The sequence below is a fragment of the Euzebya tangerina genome (assembly GCF_003074135.1).
Taxonomy (GTDB): domain Bacteria; phylum Actinomycetota; class Nitriliruptoria; order Euzebyales; family Euzebyaceae; genus Euzebya; species Euzebya tangerina.
The window spans coordinates 1321073-1338926 of the sequence record NZ_PPDK01000001.1 but is presented as its reverse complement, the minus strand read 5'-3'; the positions used below and the strand labels follow the sequence as shown (position 1 = coordinate 1338926).

Here is a 17854-nt window from a genome sequence, read left to right as displayed (position 1 = left end):
TCGTCGTGCTCCTTCTGAGTGGCACCGCACTCGCCCAGAAGGAATCAGGAACAGTCCAACGAATTGGTGGCAGTGACCGCTTCGCCACCAGCGCGGCCCTGTCGGCTCTCGCCTTCGGTCGGGCCGACACCGTGGTGCTCACCGTGGCCGATGCACCCATCGTGGCCGCGATGGCCGCGCCATTGGCCGCCACGCTGGACGGCCCTGTCCTGCTGACCGCCACCGACCGCCTGACCGACGACGCTGCCGGCGAACTGGCGCGGCTGGAGGCCACGTCTGTCGTGCTCGTCGCCCTGACCGAGGAGGTGAGCCCGGCGCTGCGGGCCGGTGTGGACAACCTCGACATCGACGTCGATCTCCTCCTTTCGGCCACGCTGGATGACCTGGCGCTGGGGATCGCCGGTCGCATGGGTCCGGCACCGGTGGTCTACCTGACCGACGACGTCAGTGTGGAGGCGTGGCAGGGGGCGGCCCGCCTCGCGCCCTGGGCCACGCGTGACGCTGCCCCGATCCTGCCCTACACCGACGGCGGAATCGGGCCGGACGTGGTCGAGTTCCTGCGCGACCAGCGGACGGAGCGCGCGGTCTTCCTGGACGACCAGGAGCACCTCATGACGCCACTGCCGGGGCAGCTGCGCAGCTTGGGTATCGAGTTGGATCGCGTGGCCATCGATCGGCCGCCGGCGTCCTACGCGGCCTGTGACCGCGGCACCCTGGGTCTCGGTAGCAGCCTGTCCTACCCGGATCTTGCGTCGGCTGCGCCGCTGCTCGCCCAGGAGTGCGCCACGCTCGCTCTGGTGAATCCCGAACAGCCCGAGCAGCTGCTCGACGACATCTACGCGGTGGGTGAGGACCTCCAGGCGGACCGGCTGCTGGTCTTCGGCGGGCTCTCGACGCTCTCCGACGGTCTGGTCACCCGGGTTGCGTCCGAGTTCGGCGTTCGCCAACCGGTCTCGAAGGGCCTCGCGTGGGCCCGCTCCTCAGGCGGGGATGTCCTCGCGCTGCTCTTGGCGCTGGTGGTCTTCCTGCTCCCCGCCGCCCGGCGTCGTGACCGTTCGGAGCACGGCGACGACGAGCAGGACTCCAACCCCGGCCGTGATGAGGACCAGGCCCCTCACCAGCGCCGGTGACCACGGCGCCCACGCCAACATGGCCTGGGCGGCGGCCTGGACGGTGCCGGGACCGGTCACCTGCGGCGGCGTGCCGTAGAACCACACCAGCGAGACGGCCATCACCAGCCCCTGGAAGCCGGCGGCGGTCAGCAGGGTGACCACGGGCGCGAGCCGCTGCGGCAGCACCCGCCGGATGCCGATCGCGGCCACGACCACGATGCCGAGGAAGCCGGCGGCCGCGTAACGACCGGCCACCGCGCGGATGCCGAACGGCTCACCGAACACCTTGTACGACTCGTACCAGACTGCGGCCACGGCCAGGACGGCCGGGCTCAGCAGCACCGTGCTGAGCGCGGTCCTCAGGCGCACGGAGCCGATGGCCAGCAGCACGAGCAGGATGACCGTGGCGATGGTGGCTGTCGGCGTGTCGACCCCGGTCTCGACCCAACCGGTGCGGCCCCAGAAGGTGCGGGTCTGCACCTCGAAGGCGCGGCTGAGGAACAAGGCCAGGGGCCCCTGTTCGGCGGGCGGAACCGGTGCCAGGATCGACGGCTGCAACGACCCGAACCGGAGGGCGTTCTCGACGTACCACACCAGTGCCAGGCTGCTGATCCCACCCGCGATGGCCAGGGGCTGCCACGACCTCGACAGCCGGGTCGCCAGGGACACCCCCTCCGGCGCTGCGCCGATGCGGGCACCACGCCAGTAGGCCACCAGGACGGCCGCGGGGAGCACCAGCGCAACCCCCTTGGTGAGCATGGCCAGGAGGGTCGCAACCCCCACTCGTGCCGCGGTGCGTCTGGAGAGGTCACCGGTGGCGACGTGGGCGAGCAGCAGCGTGACCAGGGCGCCGGTCCCGATCAGCAGGCTGTCGTTCGTGACCACCGACCCGAGGTGGGCGAACTGCGGGACGGCCACGATGCCGAGCGCCGCCACGGCTTCGGTCGTCCGGTCGAACCCCAGGCCGCGGATCGTCCACGCCGCCAGCAGGGGCAGCGGCGAGACGACGATCACCGACAGGACCCGCATCACGGCGATGACGAGGTCAGCCGGTTGCTGCTCCCACCCCGGCCAGCTGGTGATCAGGAGGCCCTGCAGCCGGTAGTACAGCGGTGGGTGCTGCGTCATCTGGTTGACGCGGCCGAACTGGGGGTTGGCCGGGCCGTCGAGCCCATCGAACGTCAACCGGGTGTCGCGTGGCGGGGCCTGCTCCAGCGTCCGTTGCCCGCTGCTTCGTCCCAGTGGCGCCACCGGGTCGGCGATGCTTGCTTCGTCGAAGTAGCCCAGGCTGCGGGAGATCTGGCCCAGGCGTTCGCTCATCGTGTTGCTGGCGTCGGCCGCGAACCAGCCCGTGAGCGGCATCTCGGCTGCGTCGAGGCTGATGTCGATGTGCTGTGGCTCGTCCGCGCCGTTGAACATCGGGACGACCACCGACCAGACCAGCAGCAGCAACGTCCAGAAGACCGTGGTGAGCCACACCACCCCCGCGGTGTCCCGGGCGGCCCGGCGAAAGGAGAACGGTTCGGTCACCACTCCCCAGAGTGACACGCCCCGGTCAACCGAGGGCGGCGACGATCTCCGGCTTCAGTCCGGTGTGGGTGGCCATGAAGGCCTGGCGCTCGGTCTTGACCTGGGCCACGAGCTCGGCGTACTCCTCACTGCGGCCGGTGCGTTCGTACAGGCGCCGGGGCTGCAGGAGGTCGAGATCATCGATGCCGGGGACGGCGGTGGCGATCTCGTAGCCGAAGTCGGGGTCGGTCTCCCACTCGATCGATCCCTCGGCGATGGCCTTCACGATGGCCGAGGAGTGGGGGATCTTGATGTTCTTCGAATCCTCGACGTCTTCTCCGCCGCCCACGCTGCCCGTCGACATCAGGTACACCCCGAAGTCGTAGTCCAGTGAGTGGATCATCTCGAGCAGCCGGTTGCCCTGCATGGCGTCGAAGCGCATGAAGAACGGGTTCGTGCCCGGCACCCGTAGGAACTTCCCCGCTTCGGCGGCACCGCCCGCCGAGGTCCCCTTGGTCTCACCCAGCATGAAGTAGGCCGCGGCCTGCTCGGGGGAGCTCATCCTGGCGACGCCGGGGATGATGGTCTCGTTGCGGTTGAGGATGAGCAGGAAGTCGGCCTTGCCCAGCTTGCGGGGGTCGTGGTGGGGGATGTCGGCCAGGGGGAAGGTTCCTCGGCCGTTCGCGGTGTAGGTGTCGTCGTCGAAGTCGACCACCCCGTCGGAGACACGGACGTTCTCGAGCCACGAGTTCGGGGCGGTCAGCGCCGCGTGGATGGTCGGTTCGTACGCCGGGTCGAGACCGATGGTCTTGGCGAAGCAGCCATCTTCGGTCGAGTAGACGTCGCCGCCCGCGACCAGCGCAACGATGTCGTCCTGGACCGGTAGGGACTCGTTCTGCTGCTGGAAGGTCGTGGTGGTCTTGCCCGTCCCGGACAGACCCACGATCAGCGCCACCTTCTGCCGGTCGGCTGTCGGGATGACCTTGGCGCCGGAGTGGAGCGCCAGCGCGCCCTGCTCGTACACCCAGTCCATCCACATGCGCAGGCCGCCCATCTTCGACTCGCCGAAGTAGTCGATGTTGAAGACCCGCGTGACCTCGTTCTCGAGGTCGATCGTGACGAGCTTGCCGCCGGGGTATCCGTCGGCGGGGCACGTCGGCGTGTAGATGATGGTCAGCGCGTCGCTCTCGTCCCAGTCGGCGTCGGGGTCGAAGTACAGCTGTTGCTGCATCGCCGGGATGTTGGCCTGGCTGGCCTCGATGTAGATGCGGGCGGCCCGTCGCATGGGGGAGTTCTCCGGCCCGATGTAGCCCTCGACCAGGATCATGTCGCGGCTTGCGATGTGGGCATCCTGTCGCGCCGCGTTCTCGGCGTACTCGGCCGTCGACATGACCTGGACCTGCGTCGAGTCCGGATCGTCGGTGACCAGGTAGGTCGAGCCAGCGGAGCGGGCGGTCACCCGGGTCGTGACGTTGTAGTTGCCGAACTCGGTCAGCTCCGAGCCGGGCATCGTGGCGACCAGGTCGCGAAGTTGCTCCTGGGTGGGGTTTCGCAGGACGCTCTGTGCCTGCGGGAGCTGGATGCTCACTGCGCTCACTCCTTTGTGAGTTCGGTGAATCTGGGGTACTGGCGACGAGTCGTGCACGAGGTTGTGCGTAGCTTCACAAGCACTCGTCGGTCGAGCCTAAACAGCAGGCGGACCGTTCCCCAAAACCGCAGCCGGCCCCGTGGCCCTCACGGCGCGGGTGACAACGTCGACGGAGCACGCCCCTGCCCCACCAGCATCTCGAGCAGCGCCTGCACGCTCTTTCGTGCCGCGGGGTGCAGGAACTCCGGCACGTCGGCATAGACGACCTCGACGATCGCGTCGGCCGAGTCCGCACCATCTGCGATCGCGGCCAGCACCTGGCGCTCCCGGTCCTTGCGGTGGGCGATGTACTCCCGCACCTTGGCCTGCGGCTCCGTGACCGTTGGGCCGTGACCGGGGTAGATCCGTCTGCCGGGCGCCTGCGCCAGTCGCTCCAGGGAGGCCATGTAGGCCGTCATGTCGCCGTCCGGCCAGTTGACCACCGTGGTGCCCCGGCCGAGCACGTGGTCACCGGTGAGGACGACGTCGGTGGGGTCCATCCGCAGGCAGAGGTGATCCGAGGCGTGACCGGGCGTGTGGAGCGCCGTCACCGTCAGACCCCCGAGGGTGATCTGCTCGCCGTCGACGAAGGGCACTGCATCCGGGATCAGGCCGGGATCGAAGGCGCGCAGCGGCGCCGACCACTCCGTTGCCCATCCCGCAGCCTCGGCGTGGTCGATGTGGTGGTGGGTGATGATGACGGCGGCGACGTCCGCGCCGCCCAGGGCCGATTCGATCTGCTGGCGGTGGCCGTCGTCGTCGGGGCCTGGGTCGACGATGACCACGCCGTCGTGCGCGGGGTCGGCCAGCAGATAGGTGTTGGTCCCCTCCAGGGTCATGGGTGAGGGGTTGGGAGCCAGGATGATGCGGGTCAGCTCATCCAGCTGCACGGCGCCGTCGGCCGACTCGGTCATGGGGGTCCGCTCACGATGACGGCCCGTCGGACTCGTACAGCTCGTGGGGGAAGTCCGCGTCGCTGGCGGTGAGGATCCGCACGAAGCTGCCTCGGGCGTCGAGTTCCATGTGGGGCTGGACGACCATGACCTCGGGTTGGGTGGCTGCTGCCGACACCGCCGCGGACGCCGTGGGCGCGTGCTGCAGGTCCCGCAGTGTCCTGATCGTCGGGAAGATCATGGGCACGTCGTCGGCGGCGATGGCGTCGGCTGGGCGGATCCACCGCTCCTCGGTGGTCTCGACGTTGTCGGCGCTGGCCGTCGCCCCCTCGGGGAGATGGGCCACGAAGAAGCAGGTGTCGTAGCGGCGCGGCTCCTGGATGGGTGTGATCCAGCGACTCAGGTAGGTGAGGGCGTCGAGGTCGAGGACCAGGTCGTGCTCCCGGAGGAACCCGGCCCAGTCGGCGTCGACCGCGCGGTCGTTCATCTGCGCTCGCATCCTCGTGAAGGCAGGAGTGGTGGTGTCCGGTGTGCGACCGTCGCGGTGGTGGGCCAGCAGGACCCCCGCCTCCTCGAAGGTCTCGCGCACGCCGGCGACGTACATGCCGAGCACGGTCTCGGCAGGCATGTCGAAGCGGTCGGTGAGGGACTCGGGGTCGATGCCCGTCCAGTGCGCCGGGTCGAGGTGGGCGTCGGCCCGGTCGACCACACCACCGGGGAAGACCCAGAGGCTGGCGGCGAAGCCGGACCGAGCGTGCCGCCGGAGGAGCAGGACCTCTGGCCCCTCGTCGGTGTCGCGCAGGAGGACGATGGTGGCCGCATCGCGGGTGGCAACAGCCTGGTCGGGGGTGACGTCGTTGAGGGAGGGCATCCGGGGTGGAGGCTACCCCGGCCTCCTCGCCCCCGGGGCTGTGTCGGCTCCTAGCGTGCCAGCACGCGCAGACGACACACGGCTGCGCGGAGGCCAGGGTGTGTCATCTGTGAGCGGGCCAGCACGCGGAGGCAACACACCACGACGAGGCCGGCCGCCCCGCGTGCGATGCTGGCCCGGATGGATCAGCGTGCCCTCGCCAACTTGCCTCGGATGGACGTCCTTCTGGCCGACGCCGCGGCGCTGGTCGAGCGGCACGGTCAGGCGCCGACCAAGGACGCGCTGGCCGCGGCGACCACGGCGGCTCGAGAGCAGCTGCTGGCCGGAGGGCTGTCTGCCGACCGCGACGAGTTGACCGCCTGGATCCGCGGTCGCGCAGCCGAGGCGCTGGCCGACGACAGCCGACCCGGCCCCCGGCGCGTGATCAATGCCGCTGGTGTCGTCGTCCACACCAACCTGGGGCGCGCCCCACTGGCCGAGGAGGTCGTCGCGGCCATCGTCGGCGCCACCGGCTACTGCGACCTCGAGTACGAGCTGGCCAGTGGTGCCCGTGGGTCCCGCGGCACCCACGTCGATGCGCTGCTCGCCGAACTGGTCGGCGCAGAGGACGGGGTCGTGGTCAACAACTGCGCCTCGGCCCTGGTGCTGGTCCTGGCGACGTTCGCTGCCGGCCGTCAGGTCCCGGTCAGTCGCGGCCACCTGGTCGAGATCGGCGGCTCGTTCCGACTGCCGGAGATCATGGAGGCGTCCGGTGCCCAGCTGCGCGAGGTCGGCACGACGAACCGGACCAGAGCGCGTGACTACGGCGTCGAGGGTGATACGGCGCTGGTGCTGACCGTCCACCCCTCCAACTTCACCCAGGCTGGGTTCGTCACCCAGCCGCCGCTGTCCGCGGTCGCCGAGGTGGCCCGGTCCGTGGGGGTGCCGCTGGTCCACGACGCCGGCTCGGGCCTGCTGGTCCCTGCTGAGGAGGGGCCGTTGGCCGGGGAGGTCAGCATGGCCGAGGCGCTGGCCGATGGCGCAGACCTCGTGCTCGCGAGTGGCGACAAGCTGCTTGGCGGGCCGCAGGCCGGCCTGATCGCCGGTCGGGGCGACCTCATCCAGCAGTTGCGGTCGGCTCCGCTGATGCGCGCGCTGCGCCTGGACAAGCTGCGCCTGGCCGGGCTGCGAGCGGCGTTGCTGGCCCACCGACGGGACGGGCACTCGGCGGTGCAGTCGACCTTGGCGACGGACCCGGAACTTCCCGCGCGGGTCGAGCGACTGGCGACCCGACTGGACGGGCGGGTGGTGGAGGTCACCACGATGATCGGCGGCGGGTCGGCGCCGGGTGTGGGTGTCCCCTCCCCCGCCGTGGCGCTCCCCGATCCGAAGGGCGAACTGGCCGACTCGTTGCGGCTGGGTGACCCACCGGTGGTCGTCCGGGTCAACGAGGGCCGCGCGCTGATCGACCTCCGCACGGTCACGCCCGCCGACGATGACGTGATTGCGGCCGCCGTGGAAGCCGCAACAACAGCCTCGTGAACCTCAAGCGCAACAAATACCACAGTAATTAACAACAGTGGTCTACAGTTTCCTGCATGGATCGTCACTTCCCCACGATCTGTGTCGTGTTGACCATCCTGCTTGTGATGGCGGTCATGCCCGCCGCGTACGCAGTTTCTGACATCAACGACACGGTCGAGATCACCTTCCCCGTTGCCGGCCCGAACCGGTACTCCGACGACTACCAGCAGATCCGCGGTGGCGGCAGCCGCCGACACCAGGCCACCGACATCTACGGCGTGAAGGGCCAGGCCATCCACGCTGCGGCCAGCGGACGGGTCTGCATGGCTCCCGGCATCAATGAGCCCATGCCCGCGTACGGCTACATCATCCGGATCTGCACCGGCAACGTGGTCTACGGCTACCACCACCTCAACAACGACTCCCCCGGCACCGACGACGGTGCGGGTGGCTATCGCAACGCCTACGCGCCCGGGATTCAGGTGGGCGCCACGGTGCGCGAGGGTCAGTTGATCGGGTACATGGGCGACTCGGGCAATGCCGAGGACACGCCGGTGCACCTGCACTTCAGCATCTTCGACCAAGACCTGGTGGACCCCGAGATCGCCGAGTCGCCCTGGCGTCAGCACTACCTCAACCCCTACAACAGCCTGGTCGCCGCCGAGCGAGCCGGCCGGGTACCCAGTTCCACCTCCGGTGCTCTGAAGACCGGGGCCAGCGGGTCGAGCGTCGCCGACTGGCAGGCCGACCTGAACACCGCGATCGACGCCGGCCTCGCCACCGATGGTGCGTTCGGCCCCGCCACGGAGGCGGCGACCCGGGAGTTCCAGCAGCAGGAGGGGCTCACGGTCGACGGCATCGTCGGACCCGCGAGCCGCGCAGCGATGGAGCGCCGACTGGACGAGTTGGGGCAGGAGCCATCCAACAAGCCGCCCGGATCGAGTTCCAGCACCGGCTTCCCCGGCCGTGCGCTGCGACTCGAGGACCCGATGCTGCAGGGCCAGGACGTCCGCGCCTGGCAGCAACGGATGGCAGAGCGAGGATGGCGAGGCGCCGACGGTGCCCCACTGGCCGTCGACGGCTTCTTCGGACCGGACTCCCAGCGGGCAGCCCGCCTGTTCCAGGAGGAGAAGGGCTTGACGGTCGATGGGATCGTCGGACCGGCGACCTGGGCAGAAGCCTTCAGCTGATCAGCGGGCTGGTTCGGGGTCCAGGCACATCATGCCCGGGCCCCGCTGCTGTGCCTGGTCCGAGAGCCCGATGGCCCGGACCACCAACTCCTCCATCGACATCAGTCCACTCAGCGCGGCCACCCCGACGGCAACGCGTAGTCCACCACTGGTCGCCGGTGCCAACTCGGCCACCTCCTGCTGCAGTCGGGTGAGTGGCGTCACCGCTGCCCGCGCCGGCGTGCCCGATAGGGCCAGCAGGAACATCCCGTCGTCCAAGCGACCAGCCAGATCACAGGTCCGCACCCCGGACTGGATCAGCCCCGCGACCCGGAGGATGTCGGCGGCGTCCGGTGGACCTCCCTCCGCCGAGAGCCCAGCAACGGCGACGGACAGCGGGCGACCGAAGCGAACGGCGTCGGCGATCATCCGATCGACGTCGTCCAACAAGCGCTCACCCGTGATGAGACCGGATTCGCTGTCCCGGCCCATCGAGTGGGATGCCACACCTGCCATATCCCTCTAGGGTGACCGCGCATGTCTCGCTGGTCCACCCCCTGCGCGGATGAACTCGACCCTCTCCGCATGGTCACTTCGGGCCATGAAGCCGCTCCACGGGGCACTAGTCGCACCATCCCCAGGGTGAACGGTCTGTGAGAGTCCTGTGCACGGCCGGTCATGTGGATCATGGCAAGTCGACCCTGGTAGCGGCACTGACCGGCACCGATCCGGACCGGCTGGCGGAGGAGAAGCGACGTGGTCTGACCATCGACCTCGGCTTCGCATGGATGGCGCTCGACGGCATCGGTGACGTCGCCTTCGTCGATCTGCCGGGGCACGAGCGGTTCGTGCCGAACATGCTGGCCGGCGCCGGTCCCCTGTCGACCGCCCTGTTCGTCGTGGCCGCTGACGAGGGCTGGATGCCGCAGTCCGCCGAGCACCTGGAGATCCTGCGACTGCTGGGCGTCACGCACGGCGTGGTGGCCCTGACCAAGGCCGACCGTGTGGACGACGAGACCCTCGAGATCGCGCGGGAGTTGGTGATCGACGAGCTGGCCGGCACCGGTCTGGCCGACGCGCCGGTGATCCCGGTCTCCGCGCCGGCCGGCCACGGGCTTGCGGAGCTCCGGGACGCGCTGGTCCGAGTGTTGGGACAGGCGCCCAAGCCCGCCGATCGAGGTCGCCCGCGGCTGTGGGTGGACCGGGCCTTCTCGATCGCCGGCTCGGGCACGGTGGTGACCGGCACGCTGGTCGACGGCACGGTGGCCGTGGGCGACCGCCTCCACGTGTGGCCGCTGGACCGCACGGTGAGGGTCCGGCAGATCCAGTCGCTGGAGCGCCCCGTCGAGCAGGCCGCGCCGGGGTGGCGGGTGGCGCTCAACCTGGTCGGGGTCGACACCGACGAGGTGCCGCGCGGCACCATGCTCGGCCGTCCCGACCAGTGGCGAGCGACCGGCTCGGTGGACGCGTGGTGCGAGCCCAGCGGCGGTGCGGTGCTGGGCCGCCGCGGGGCCTGGACCGCTCACGTCGGCACGGCGTCGATGGGAGTGTCCCTGTATCCCTCGGCCGCAGAGGATCTGTCCGTCCCCGGCCCTGTGCGGCTGACGTTCGAGCGTCCCCTCCCCTTGGCTGCTGGCGACCACCTGGTGCTCCGCGAGGCCGGCCGGTCGACGACCATGGGTGGCGGTCGGGTGCTGGACCCCGCGCCGGGCGAACGCCCACGCGGTTCGGCCAACCGATCGTCCGCGGTGGTGGCGCTCGGCGAGCTTGCCGAGGCATCCGCGCTCCCCGCCCGGCTGGCCGCCCTGGTGGCACACCACGAGGAACTGGATGCGGACGAGGCGCTGGCCGGCGCCGGAGCGACCGCGGCCGATCTCCAAGCAGCCGTCGACGCGGGCCTTCTCGTTCACCTGAGCTCATCGAGTTCGGGCTCCCCGGCGACCGGCGTGCTCATGGCACCGGACCGCTGGGAGATCCTCTCGAAGCTGGCCGTCCAGTCGGTCATCGGGACCCACCAGCGGCGCCCGGCGCTGGCCGCCGTGGACCCGGCCGAGCCCCGGCAGCTCCTGGCCACGACCGGTGCCACCGCGGAGGTGGTGGAGCACGTGCTCGCCGGCGTTGTTGCCGACGGTCGGCTGGAACAGATACCCGGAGGCCTGCGCGCGCCGGGGCATGAGCCCCGACTCACGATCGCGCAGCAGACGACGCGGACCACCCTGCTCGCGGAGCTGACCGAGGTCGGGATCGAGGCGCCGCCGGTCGCCGACCTCCTGCAGCGCACGCCTGACGACCGCACGCCTGACGACCGCCCTCCTGCCGACCACCCGGAGCGCCATCACTCACAGGACGACCGGGATCTGATCACCGCCCTGGTTCGCGATGGCCAGCTGGTGCAGCTGACCCCGGACGTGGTGGTGACAGCCGCCGCGCGGGATCAGGCAATCGACGTCCTGCGGGGCCTGCAGGAGGCGTCCGGGCCCTTCACCGCGTCAGAGGCCCGGGAGGCGCTGGGCACCACCCGGAAGTACCTGCTCCCGCTACTCGAGCACCTGGACGCCGCGAGGGTGACCCGCCGTGAGGGCGACCGACGCACGCTGCGCGACCAGAGCGGGTAGCGCAAGGGGTGCGTTTCCCCCCTTCAGCCCGTGTAGGTTTCACGGTAGGGGGCGTGCGATCAGACCTCGGCGATCGCCTCGACCTCAACCGGGACGTTCAGCGGCAGCACCGCGACCCCGACGGCCGAGCGGGCATGGGTGCCGACGTCCTCCCCCAGAATCTCGCCGAGGAAGTCCGACGCCCCGTTGGCGACCAGGTGCTGGCTGTGGAAGTCCGCCGCCGACGCCACGAACACGGTGATCTTGACCAGCCGCGTGAGCTGCTCGAGGTCCCCGGTGGCCGCCTGCAACTGAGCCAGCACGTTGATCGCGCACTGCCGGGCGGCCTGCTGCCCCTCCTCCAGGCTGACCGCTGCCCCGAGGATCCCGGTCATCATCGGTGAGCCGTCAACCACCGGGATCTGTCCGGCCGTCATGATCAGGTTGCCCGACCGGGCCCAGGGGGCGTAGCTCGCCGCTGGCGGCGGCGCCTCGGGCAGCGTGACGCCCGCGGCCGCCAGCCGCTGCGCGATGCTCACTCCTTCGGCCGCTTGAAGTAGGCGACCGGGCTGGCCGGGTTCGTCGCCACGACCGCAACCAACTCCCACCCATCGTCTCCGAAGTTGTTCAGGATCTCCTGAAGCGCGTGGTCGAGCAACGGTGCGGTGAAGTACTCCCATTTCTGCATGAGAGCACCCTACCCAGCCGGCCGCCCGCTACGCCGCGTTGACCTTGGCCTTGCCCAGCAGGATCTGCTTCCGCTCGGATTCGGAGTAGCCACCCCACACGCCGTGCGGCTCCTTCGTCGTCAGTGCCCAGTCGATGCACTCCGCCTTCACCGGACACTCCCCGCAGATGGCCTTGGCGCGCTTCTCGCGAGTCTCCCGTTCCGGCTTGTGCTCGAACTGCGCCGGAGGGAAGAAGATGCTGGAGTCGATCGTGCGGCACAGACCATGGGTCTGCCAGTCAGTCGTCGGGGCAGCAGCGAGCAACGGGAGGGTGGCCATGAGGCGTGACTCCTTGCGGTGGGAAAGTAATACGGGCGGTACCGGCAGGGAGACTAAGCGCTAGTAAGCCGCATGAAAAGGGCCAATGTGGAAGCACTCCCAAATGACTAGACGTGCCTAGTCACTCTGGGTGCCTGGAACAACCCATCGGCCAAGGCGATCGTGGCACACCGGTCGCGATCGCCCGCCTCGAGGATGTCAACAGTCCGTGACGGTGAGGACGCCCGTCTCCAGCTGGGTCTCGTTGCCGCGCACATCGAGGGCCGTCACCGCGGTGCTGACGGTCCCCGGCTGGTCGAAGGGTCCGACCGGTCCCACGAATCGTCCGACCTCGTTCTCGTCCGGCACGAGGGAGGCCTGCACCTGTCGGTCCGGGGCCGGGCCCACCGAGGCCACCACGACCTGGGTGAGCTGGCTCTCGTCGCCCACGACGACCGAGAAGGTGGCCTGCTCTCCCGCGCAGCCCTCCACGCCGAGCGTGTTGGTCGAGACAGCGACGTCCTGGATCTCCGGCGCCCGCTCGGAGGATCCCCTGACAGCGAGCTCGAGCGTCTGTGGCCCGTCGGCCTGCCACTCGATGACAACCGTGCCCTCGTAGTCGCCTTCGGGCACGTCATCGCGTATGAGGGCCCCGACCTCGATTGGTGGCCCAGGTTCGATCGTCCCCTCGGTGCGGTCCAGAGCCAACCAGGCCGGGGCCTGCACGATCATCCACGCGACCGCACGATCGGCAGCGTTGGTGATCCGAATCGGGGTCTCAGCGTCGGATGAGATCTCGGTCGCGGAGCCCGGGCCTCGGAGGGCGTCCCGCAGGCCGGCGTCCGGCGCACGTGAGGCCGTACCGCCGGGCTGCAGGGGTGGGGTTGACCCTCCCGAGCCGGCGGAGGCCGTGGCCGCGGCGTCCTGACCCGACGGCTCGATCGGCGGCGGAGGGACCTCGCTGACCGTCACGCTCGGCTCGACGGCGGCGACCCGGTCGGAGGACCCACGGGCGCCGAGGACGATTCCGATGAGTGCCACCAGCACCGCGGCACCACAGGCGGCGGCGACCACCGCCCCTGTCCGCCGCGGCGCGACGTCGCTGCTGCGCGTCTCTCCGAGGTCGGGGCCGGCCGCAGCGGGCCGAACCGCACCGGGCGTTGCTCCCGCTCGGGGCGGGAGGGTCTCGTCCGGCATCGAGGCCGACCCGGCCCCGGCCCCCTCACCCATGGCGGCGACCACCTCGAGCCGCTCCTCGATTGCCAACCGCAGCGCGGTCGGCGCCGGAACCGGGGGGATGGTCCGCAGCAGCTCGATCGGACCGGGTACGCCGGCCCACAGCTCGGGGCAGGTCGCGGACAGCTCTTCCGCGCGTCGACGGACGAATGGCGAGAAGGTCCCGTCCCACTCCCACAGCACGCGGGACAGGGCGTCGCAGCCCTGGACCTGCCCCGTGCACAGCAGGAGCAGCGTCGTCAGCTGCGTGCGGACGCGGTCGAGTGTCGAGGGCAGCAGCACATCGACGGCCGCGCGGCTGAGTCCCATGACAGCCGCCAGCTGCTGGCCGCTTAGCGCATGACGACCCGACAGCGCGAGCAGGGCTTGGTCACGCTCGGAGAACGCGCGGATGGCCTCCCAGGTCACGCCCGCGAGGTCAGCTCCCGTGGCCGCCCCGGGCATCAGCGGGATCGAGATGACGCGCTCGTCCGCCGGCGACCGTGCGCTGGTGCCGAGCGCCGAGAACACCTCGGCACGGACCTGGGTGTAGAGCCACACGAGCAGGTCTGGGTGGTTACTGGCGGCCTCCACCCGGAAGCGCTCGGGCTGGCTGGCCGTCATCACGATCACCTCGAGGGTGATCTCGGCCGCCCGCGCGGCATCCCGGGTCAGGGTGAAGGCAAGGTCATGAACCCGATCGGCGTAGCGATCGAAGAGGTCTCGGCCGAACTGCTGGACGTCGGCGTTGTTGGTGGTGTCCGTCACGGTGCAGGACTACGCGGGGACGTCGATCTCGTCCTCCAGGAGGGTGACGTCGAGGGTCAGCTTGTCGTTCAGCCCGTTGACGCGAACCCGCGTGCCGGGCCGCACCTTGTCCGTGTGTCCCTCGGGCTTGCGGGCGCGCCACAGGGCGCCGCCGACGAACACATGGCCCTCGGGGTTGAGCGCAGACCGGACGATCCCGATCTTGCCCGTCACCTGCTCGACGCCCTGGAGGGCCTGGTTGCCCTGCGCCCGCAGGACGGTGGTCATCATGAAGCCGAAGAAGACGAACGAGGCGATGGTGCCGATGACGATGAGCCACCCCGGTGGGGAGAGTTCGGCGACACGCCACATCCGGAAGGAGCCGAGGCCGAGGAGCAGGGTGCCGAGTGCGGTGGGCCAGGAGAGGTCGGCGATGGCGAGGTCGAAGGCGAGCAGCAGCAGGCCGACGAGCGCGACCATGATCCACAGTGCCGACACCGGCAGTGGAACCAGGGCATAGACGCCGAGCGCCAGGATCCCGATGGCCGAGAAGCCGGCGACCCCGAACCCCGGCTGGAAGATCTCGAAGAACAGTGCGATGGCCCCCGACAGCAGGAGGAGGTAGGCCAGGGTGGGGCTGGCCGCCGTGTGCAGGATCCGGACCCACAGGCTGGTGTTGACGAAGCGCACGTTGGCCGTGACCGGGTCGACGTTCAAGGTGACGGGCCCGTCGGCGGTCTGGACCTCGATGTCGACCAGTCGGGAGAGCACGCCCTGCAGGGTGGAGGCGACGATGTCGGCGATGCCCTCATCGCGCAGCGCGCTCTCGTCCAGTGTTCGGGCGGCTGAGGCGTCCGCACGGTCGGGCAGCTTGGCGTCGCCGACGACCTCGGTCCCCGCCTCGCCATCGGGCACCGCGATGACGGAGGAGCCAGCGGCGGCGAGTCGGAAGAACTCCTCGTTGCGGTCGGTGTTCGCGGCGGCGTCGACCAGGCGGGCCGTGACCTCGTCGGGCTCGAGCGCATCCGGCTGGCCCAGGTCCAGTGGCGACGCCACCCCGTAGGTCGTCACGGGCGAGAGCGCCAGGACATCTGCGGCGGCTGCCACCTGCACACCGGCGCCGAAGGCACGGGCTCCGGGGTCGCCGACGTAGACCACGACCGGGATGGGCGAGGCCTGCATCGTCTCCACCAGACGGTCGACGTCGCCGCCGAGTCCTCCGGGGGTGTCCAGCCGGATGACGACCGCCTGGGCGCCGTCCGCACCGGCCTGGGCCACGGCGTCGGTGACGAAGCCGGTGAGGGGTGCATCGAGCACCCCGACGGCCTCGATCACATCCACGCGATCGCTGGCAGACGACTGAGCAAGGGCGGGCGCGGCGATCCCGACCAGCAGGCCCAGAATCAGCAGCGTTCCCCCGAGAAGACGGAACCGAGACATTGCCCATGAGTGTAGGTCGTGCCGTCGGGCGCGCCCGTCACGGGGCCCCGACCGAGGACGATGTGGTCGTCCGGTCCGACCTGGTTGCGGCTCCTCCAAGCGGGTATCACTGGCCTCGTGGATGTGACCGACCTGTTCCGCCGCCGGTTGCTGTTGGTGACCGGCAAAGGCGGGGTTGGCAAGACCAGCATCGCGGCGGCCACTGCACTGTCGGCCGCGGCGGCGGGCCTGCGGACGTGCCTGGTCGAGGTCGAGGGGCGGCAGGCGTTCTCCTCCATGTTCTCGACGGCGGAGTGGGACTTCGAGGAGCGTGAGTTCCGTCCCGGCCTGTTCGGCCTCTCGATCGATCCGGAGGCCTCGCTGACGGAGTACCTCTCGACCTTCTATGGCGCGCGACGGATCACGAGCCTCGTGGCACGGACACCCGCGGTGGAGGGAGCGTCGGCGGCGTCCCGATGGGCGGTTCACCTACGACCTCATCGTGGTGGACGCCCCGCCGACGGGGCGGATCGTGAACTTCCTGGCCGCCCCCGAGGCCACGACCGACCTGGTCAACGTCGGACCGGTCCGCCAGCAGGCAGCAACCGTCATCGACATGTTGACCGACGCCGATCGGACCGCGGTGCTGCTCACCACGCTGCTGGAGGAGATGCCCGTCACCGAGACCGTCGACAGCATCGCGGCGCTGACCGACCTGTCCGTGCCCCTGGGCCCGATCCTGGTCAACCGAGTGGCCCAGCCGGCCATGGACGACAAGGCGCTGAAGGTGGCCCTGGAGATGACCGACGCGGACGTGACCGCCACGCTCGACGGCATCGTGGACGTGACCGGCGGGGTCGCCGAGCAGCTGCTCGAGCTGGCGTCGAAGCACCAGTCGCGACTGGACCTGCAGGACCGGATGCGCGGGCGTCTGGCCGAGGAGGCCGACCTGCCCGTCGTCGAGTTGCCCTTCGTGGCCACGGCAACCCGGTCGCTGGACGTGGCGACGGGGATCAGTCAGCGGATCACGGAGGTCACGGATGGCTGAGTCCGACGGCTCCACCGCCAGCCTGCTCGACATCGTCGAGAACCGTCACATCATAGTGTGCACGGGCTCGGGGGGTGTGGGCAAGACCACGGCAGCCGCGACGTTGGCGATGGCCGCAGCCGACGCCGGCCGGCGCACGATCGTGGTCACGATCGACCCCGCTCGTCGGCTGGCGCAGTCGTTGGGTCTGGACGCCCTGTCCAACACGCCCCAGGCCGTGGCCGGGGTCGAGGGCCTGGACGCCATGATGCTGGACATGAAGCAGACCTTCGACGAGGTCATCGAGCGCCACGCCGAGGACGCCCGCAAGGCCGAGCGGATCAAGGCCAACACCTTCTACCAGCAGATCTCCTCGACCTTGGCAGGCACGCAGGAGTACATGGCGATGGAGAAGCTGTACGACCTGCACCACGAGGGTGGCTACGACTGCATCGTCGTCGACACGCCGCCGACCAGGAATGCGCTGGACTTCCTGGATGCGCCACGCCGGCTGACGGACTTCCTGGACGGCCGGTTCCTGAAGATGTTCCTCTCCCCCGGCTTGTCCGCCACGCGAACCATCGGCAAGGTGGCGGCGTTCGGGACGGGCATGTTCATGCGGGCGGCGGGCCGAATCACCGGCGCGAGCGTGCTGGATGACCTCGCCGAGTTCTTCCAGTCCTTCGACGGGATGTACGAGGGGTTCAAGCAGCGGGCTCAGCAGGTCTACCGGCTGCTGTCCAGCGGACAGGCGGCCTTCGTGGTCGTGGCGACGCCAGAGCCGGGTGCGCTCCGGGAGGCCCGCTACTTCGTCGAGCGCCTGGCCGAGGACGGCATGCCCCTGGCCGGCGTGGTGATCAATCGGGTGACGCCGGCGCCGAGCACCGAGCTCGGGACCCTGCTGGACGAGGTGTCGATGGCCTGCCGTGCTCGCCTGGCTGAGGGGGATGATCGGGAGCGGGCGGTGGCCGGGATGATCGAACTGGCCACCCGTCAGACCGACGTCAGCGCCCGGCAGGCGCGCAACATCGCCGAGCGGCTGCGTGGCCTCGAGGTCGGCGCCACGGCGACGGTGCCGCTGATGGCGACCGACGTGCATGACCTCGAGGGCTTGCGGGCCGTCAGGGCCCATCTGCTCTCGGCTTGACCTGTCTGCCCTCGGCTCGACCTGGTCTGCTCTCG

General features: G+C 70.1%; 15 protein-coding genes and 1 pseudogene. 7 read left to right on the top strand and 9 right to left on the bottom strand.

Translation table 11 applies throughout. The annotated features are described in order from the left end of the window. The first annotated feature begins 5 nt into the window (after window positions 1–5). Window positions 6–1130, top strand: coding sequence for a cell wall-binding repeat-containing protein (locus C1746_RS22710; RefSeq protein WP_162867445.1), 1125 nt, complete (start codon window positions 6–8; stop codon window positions 1128–1130). Between the two features lie 1537 nt (window positions 1131–2667). Here C1746_RS22710 and C1746_RS06160 read toward each other — a convergent pair. The 3 genes from C1746_RS06160 to C1746_RS06150 all read right to left on the bottom strand — a co-directional run bounded on the left by C1746_RS06160 (window position 2668) and on the right by C1746_RS06150 (window position 6012). Then, the gene (locus C1746_RS06160) at window positions 2668–4209 is read right to left on the bottom strand and encodes a phosphoenolpyruvate carboxykinase (ATP) (protein WP_162867443.1); all 1542 of its coding nucleotides are present in this window, start codon (window positions 4207–4209) and stop codon (window positions 2668–2670) included. A 146-nt stretch (window positions 4210–4355) separates the two neighbouring features. Further along, window positions 4356–5162, bottom strand: coding sequence for an MBL fold metallo-hydrolase (locus C1746_RS06155; protein ID WP_116713769.1), 807 nt, complete (start codon window positions 5160–5162; stop codon window positions 4356–4358). A gap of 10 nt (window positions 5163–5172) precedes the next feature. Next, window positions 5173–6012 (bottom strand): NUDIX hydrolase, encoded by an 840-nt coding sequence (locus C1746_RS06150; RefSeq protein WP_116713768.1) that lies wholly within the window; start codon window positions 6010–6012, stop codon window positions 5173–5175. A gap of 180 nt (window positions 6013–6192) precedes the next feature. Here C1746_RS06150 and selA point away from each other — a divergent pair, with 180 nt between their 5' ends. Both selA and C1746_RS06140 read left to right on the top strand, forming a co-directional pair. Further along, window positions 6193–7533 carry an L-seryl-tRNA(Sec) selenium transferase gene (gene selA / locus C1746_RS06145; protein ID WP_116715593.1) on the top strand — a complete coding sequence of 447 codons (1341 nt, stop codon included), beginning with the start codon at window positions 6193–6195 and terminating at the stop codon, window positions 7531–7533. 56 nt (window positions 7534–7589) lie between these two features. Beyond that, complete coding sequence (locus C1746_RS06140) at window positions 7590–8705, top strand: peptidoglycan-binding protein (RefSeq protein WP_116713767.1); 1116 nt, start codon at window positions 7590–7592, stop codon at window positions 8703–8705. Here the strand turns inward: C1746_RS06140 and C1746_RS06135 are convergent, their stop codons facing one another. Further along, on the bottom strand, window positions 8706–9200 hold the full coding sequence (locus C1746_RS06135) for a GGDEF domain-containing protein (protein WP_116713766.1): 495 nt from the start codon (window positions 9198–9200) through the stop codon (window positions 8706–8708). It lies immediately after the preceding gene. 137 nt (window positions 9201–9337) lie between these two features. Between C1746_RS06135 and selB the strand changes: the two genes are divergently transcribed. Next, on the top strand, window positions 9338–11299 hold the full coding sequence (gene selB / locus C1746_RS06130) for a selenocysteine-specific translation elongation factor (RefSeq protein WP_116713765.1): 1962 nt from the start codon (window positions 9338–9340) through the stop codon (window positions 11297–11299). A 59-nt stretch (window positions 11300–11358) separates the two neighbouring features. Here the strand turns inward: selB and C1746_RS06125 are convergent, their stop codons facing one another. The 5 genes from C1746_RS06125 to C1746_RS06110 all read right to left on the bottom strand — a co-directional run bounded on the left by C1746_RS06125 (window position 11359) and on the right by C1746_RS06110 (window position 15666). Continuing rightward, on the bottom strand, window positions 11359–11817 hold the full coding sequence (locus tag C1746_RS06125; RefSeq protein WP_205711735.1) for a RidA family protein: 459 nt from the start codon (window positions 11815–11817) through the stop codon (window positions 11359–11361). Continuing rightward, window positions 11814–11966: a Sp36 family protein gene (locus C1746_RS22445; RefSeq protein ID WP_205711734.1), complete on the bottom strand. Its 153-nt coding sequence runs from the start codon at window positions 11964–11966 to the stop codon at window positions 11814–11816. Before C1746_RS22445 ends, C1746_RS06125 begins: the two co-directional genes overlap by 4 nt. A gap of 28 nt (window positions 11967–11994) precedes the next feature. Further along, on the bottom strand, window positions 11995–12285 hold the full coding sequence (locus C1746_RS06120) for a WhiB family transcriptional regulator (protein WP_116713763.1): 291 nt from the start codon (window positions 12283–12285) through the stop codon (window positions 11995–11997). Window positions 12286–12483: 198 nt separating this feature from the next. Continuing rightward, the gene (locus C1746_RS06115; RefSeq protein ID WP_116713762.1) at window positions 12484–14247 is read right to left on the bottom strand and encodes an RNA polymerase sigma factor; all 1764 of its coding nucleotides are present in this window, start codon (window positions 14245–14247) and stop codon (window positions 12484–12486) included. A gap of 9 nt (window positions 14248–14256) precedes the next feature. Continuing rightward, window positions 14257–15666 carry an NfeD family protein gene (locus C1746_RS06110; RefSeq protein ID WP_116713761.1) on the bottom strand — a complete coding sequence of 470 codons (1410 nt, stop codon included), beginning with the start codon at window positions 15664–15666 and terminating at the stop codon, window positions 14257–14259. A gap of 60 nt (window positions 15667–15726) precedes the next feature. On the opposite strand from C1746_RS06110, the pseudogene C1746_RS23155 reads away from it, so the two are divergent. The 3 genes and pseudogenes from C1746_RS23155 to C1746_RS06100 all read left to right on the top strand — a co-directional run. Continuing rightward, window positions 15727–15993: pseudogene (locus tag C1746_RS23155) on the top strand (ArsA-related P-loop ATPase); the annotation flags it as partial. Window positions 15994–16051: 58 nt separating this feature from the next. Further along, a complete protein-coding gene (locus tag C1746_RS22700) occupies window positions 16052–16693 on the top strand; it encodes an ArsA family ATPase (protein ID WP_240598855.1) in 642 nt (213 codons plus the stop codon). Further along, on the top strand, window positions 16686–17819 hold the full coding sequence (locus tag C1746_RS06100) for an ArsA family ATPase (protein WP_116713760.1): 1134 nt from the start codon (window positions 16686–16688) through the stop codon (window positions 17817–17819). The genes C1746_RS22700 and C1746_RS06100 overlap by 8 nt, the downstream gene beginning before the upstream one ends. Window positions 17820–17854: the final 35 nt, after the last annotated feature.

What these genes read in the sequence shown, in the direction of transcription:
- C1746_RS06155 (WP_116713769.1), bottom strand. Translation starts at nt 5,162, where the DNA reads ATGACCGAGTCGGCCGACGGCGCCGTGCAGCTGGATGAGCTGACCCGC.
- C1746_RS06135 (WP_116713766.1), bottom strand. Translation starts at nt 9,200, where the DNA reads ATGGCAGGTGTGGCATCCCACTCGATGGGCCGGGACAGCGAATCCGGT.
- selA (WP_116715593.1), top strand. Translation starts at nt 6,193, where the DNA reads ATGGATCAGCGTGCCCTCGCCAACTTGCCTCGGATGGACGTCCTTCTG.
- C1746_RS06110 (WP_116713761.1), bottom strand. Translation starts at nt 15,666, where the DNA reads ATGTCTCGGTTCCGTCTTCTCGGGGGAACGCTGCTGATTCTGGGCCTG.
- C1746_RS06120 (WP_116713763.1), bottom strand. Translation starts at nt 12,285, where the DNA reads ATGGCCACCCTCCCGTTGCTCGCTGCTGCCCCGACGACTGACTGGCAG.
- C1746_RS06100 (WP_116713760.1), top strand. Translation starts at nt 16,686, where the DNA reads ATGGCTGAGTCCGACGGCTCCACCGCCAGCCTGCTCGACATCGTCGAG.
- C1746_RS06150 (WP_116713768.1), bottom strand. Translation starts at nt 6,012, where the DNA reads ATGCCCTCCCTCAACGACGTCACCCCCGACCAGGCTGTTGCCACCCGC.
- C1746_RS06140 (WP_116713767.1), top strand. Translation starts at nt 7,590, where the DNA reads ATGGATCGTCACTTCCCCACGATCTGTGTCGTGTTGACCATCCTGCTT.
- C1746_RS22445 (WP_205711734.1), bottom strand. Translation starts at nt 11,966, where the DNA reads ATGCAGAAATGGGAGTACTTCACCGCACCGTTGCTCGACCACGCGCTT.
- C1746_RS22700 (WP_240598855.1), top strand. Translation starts at nt 16,052, where the DNA reads ATGGCGCGCGACGGATCACGAGCCTCGTGGCACGGACACCCGCGGTGG.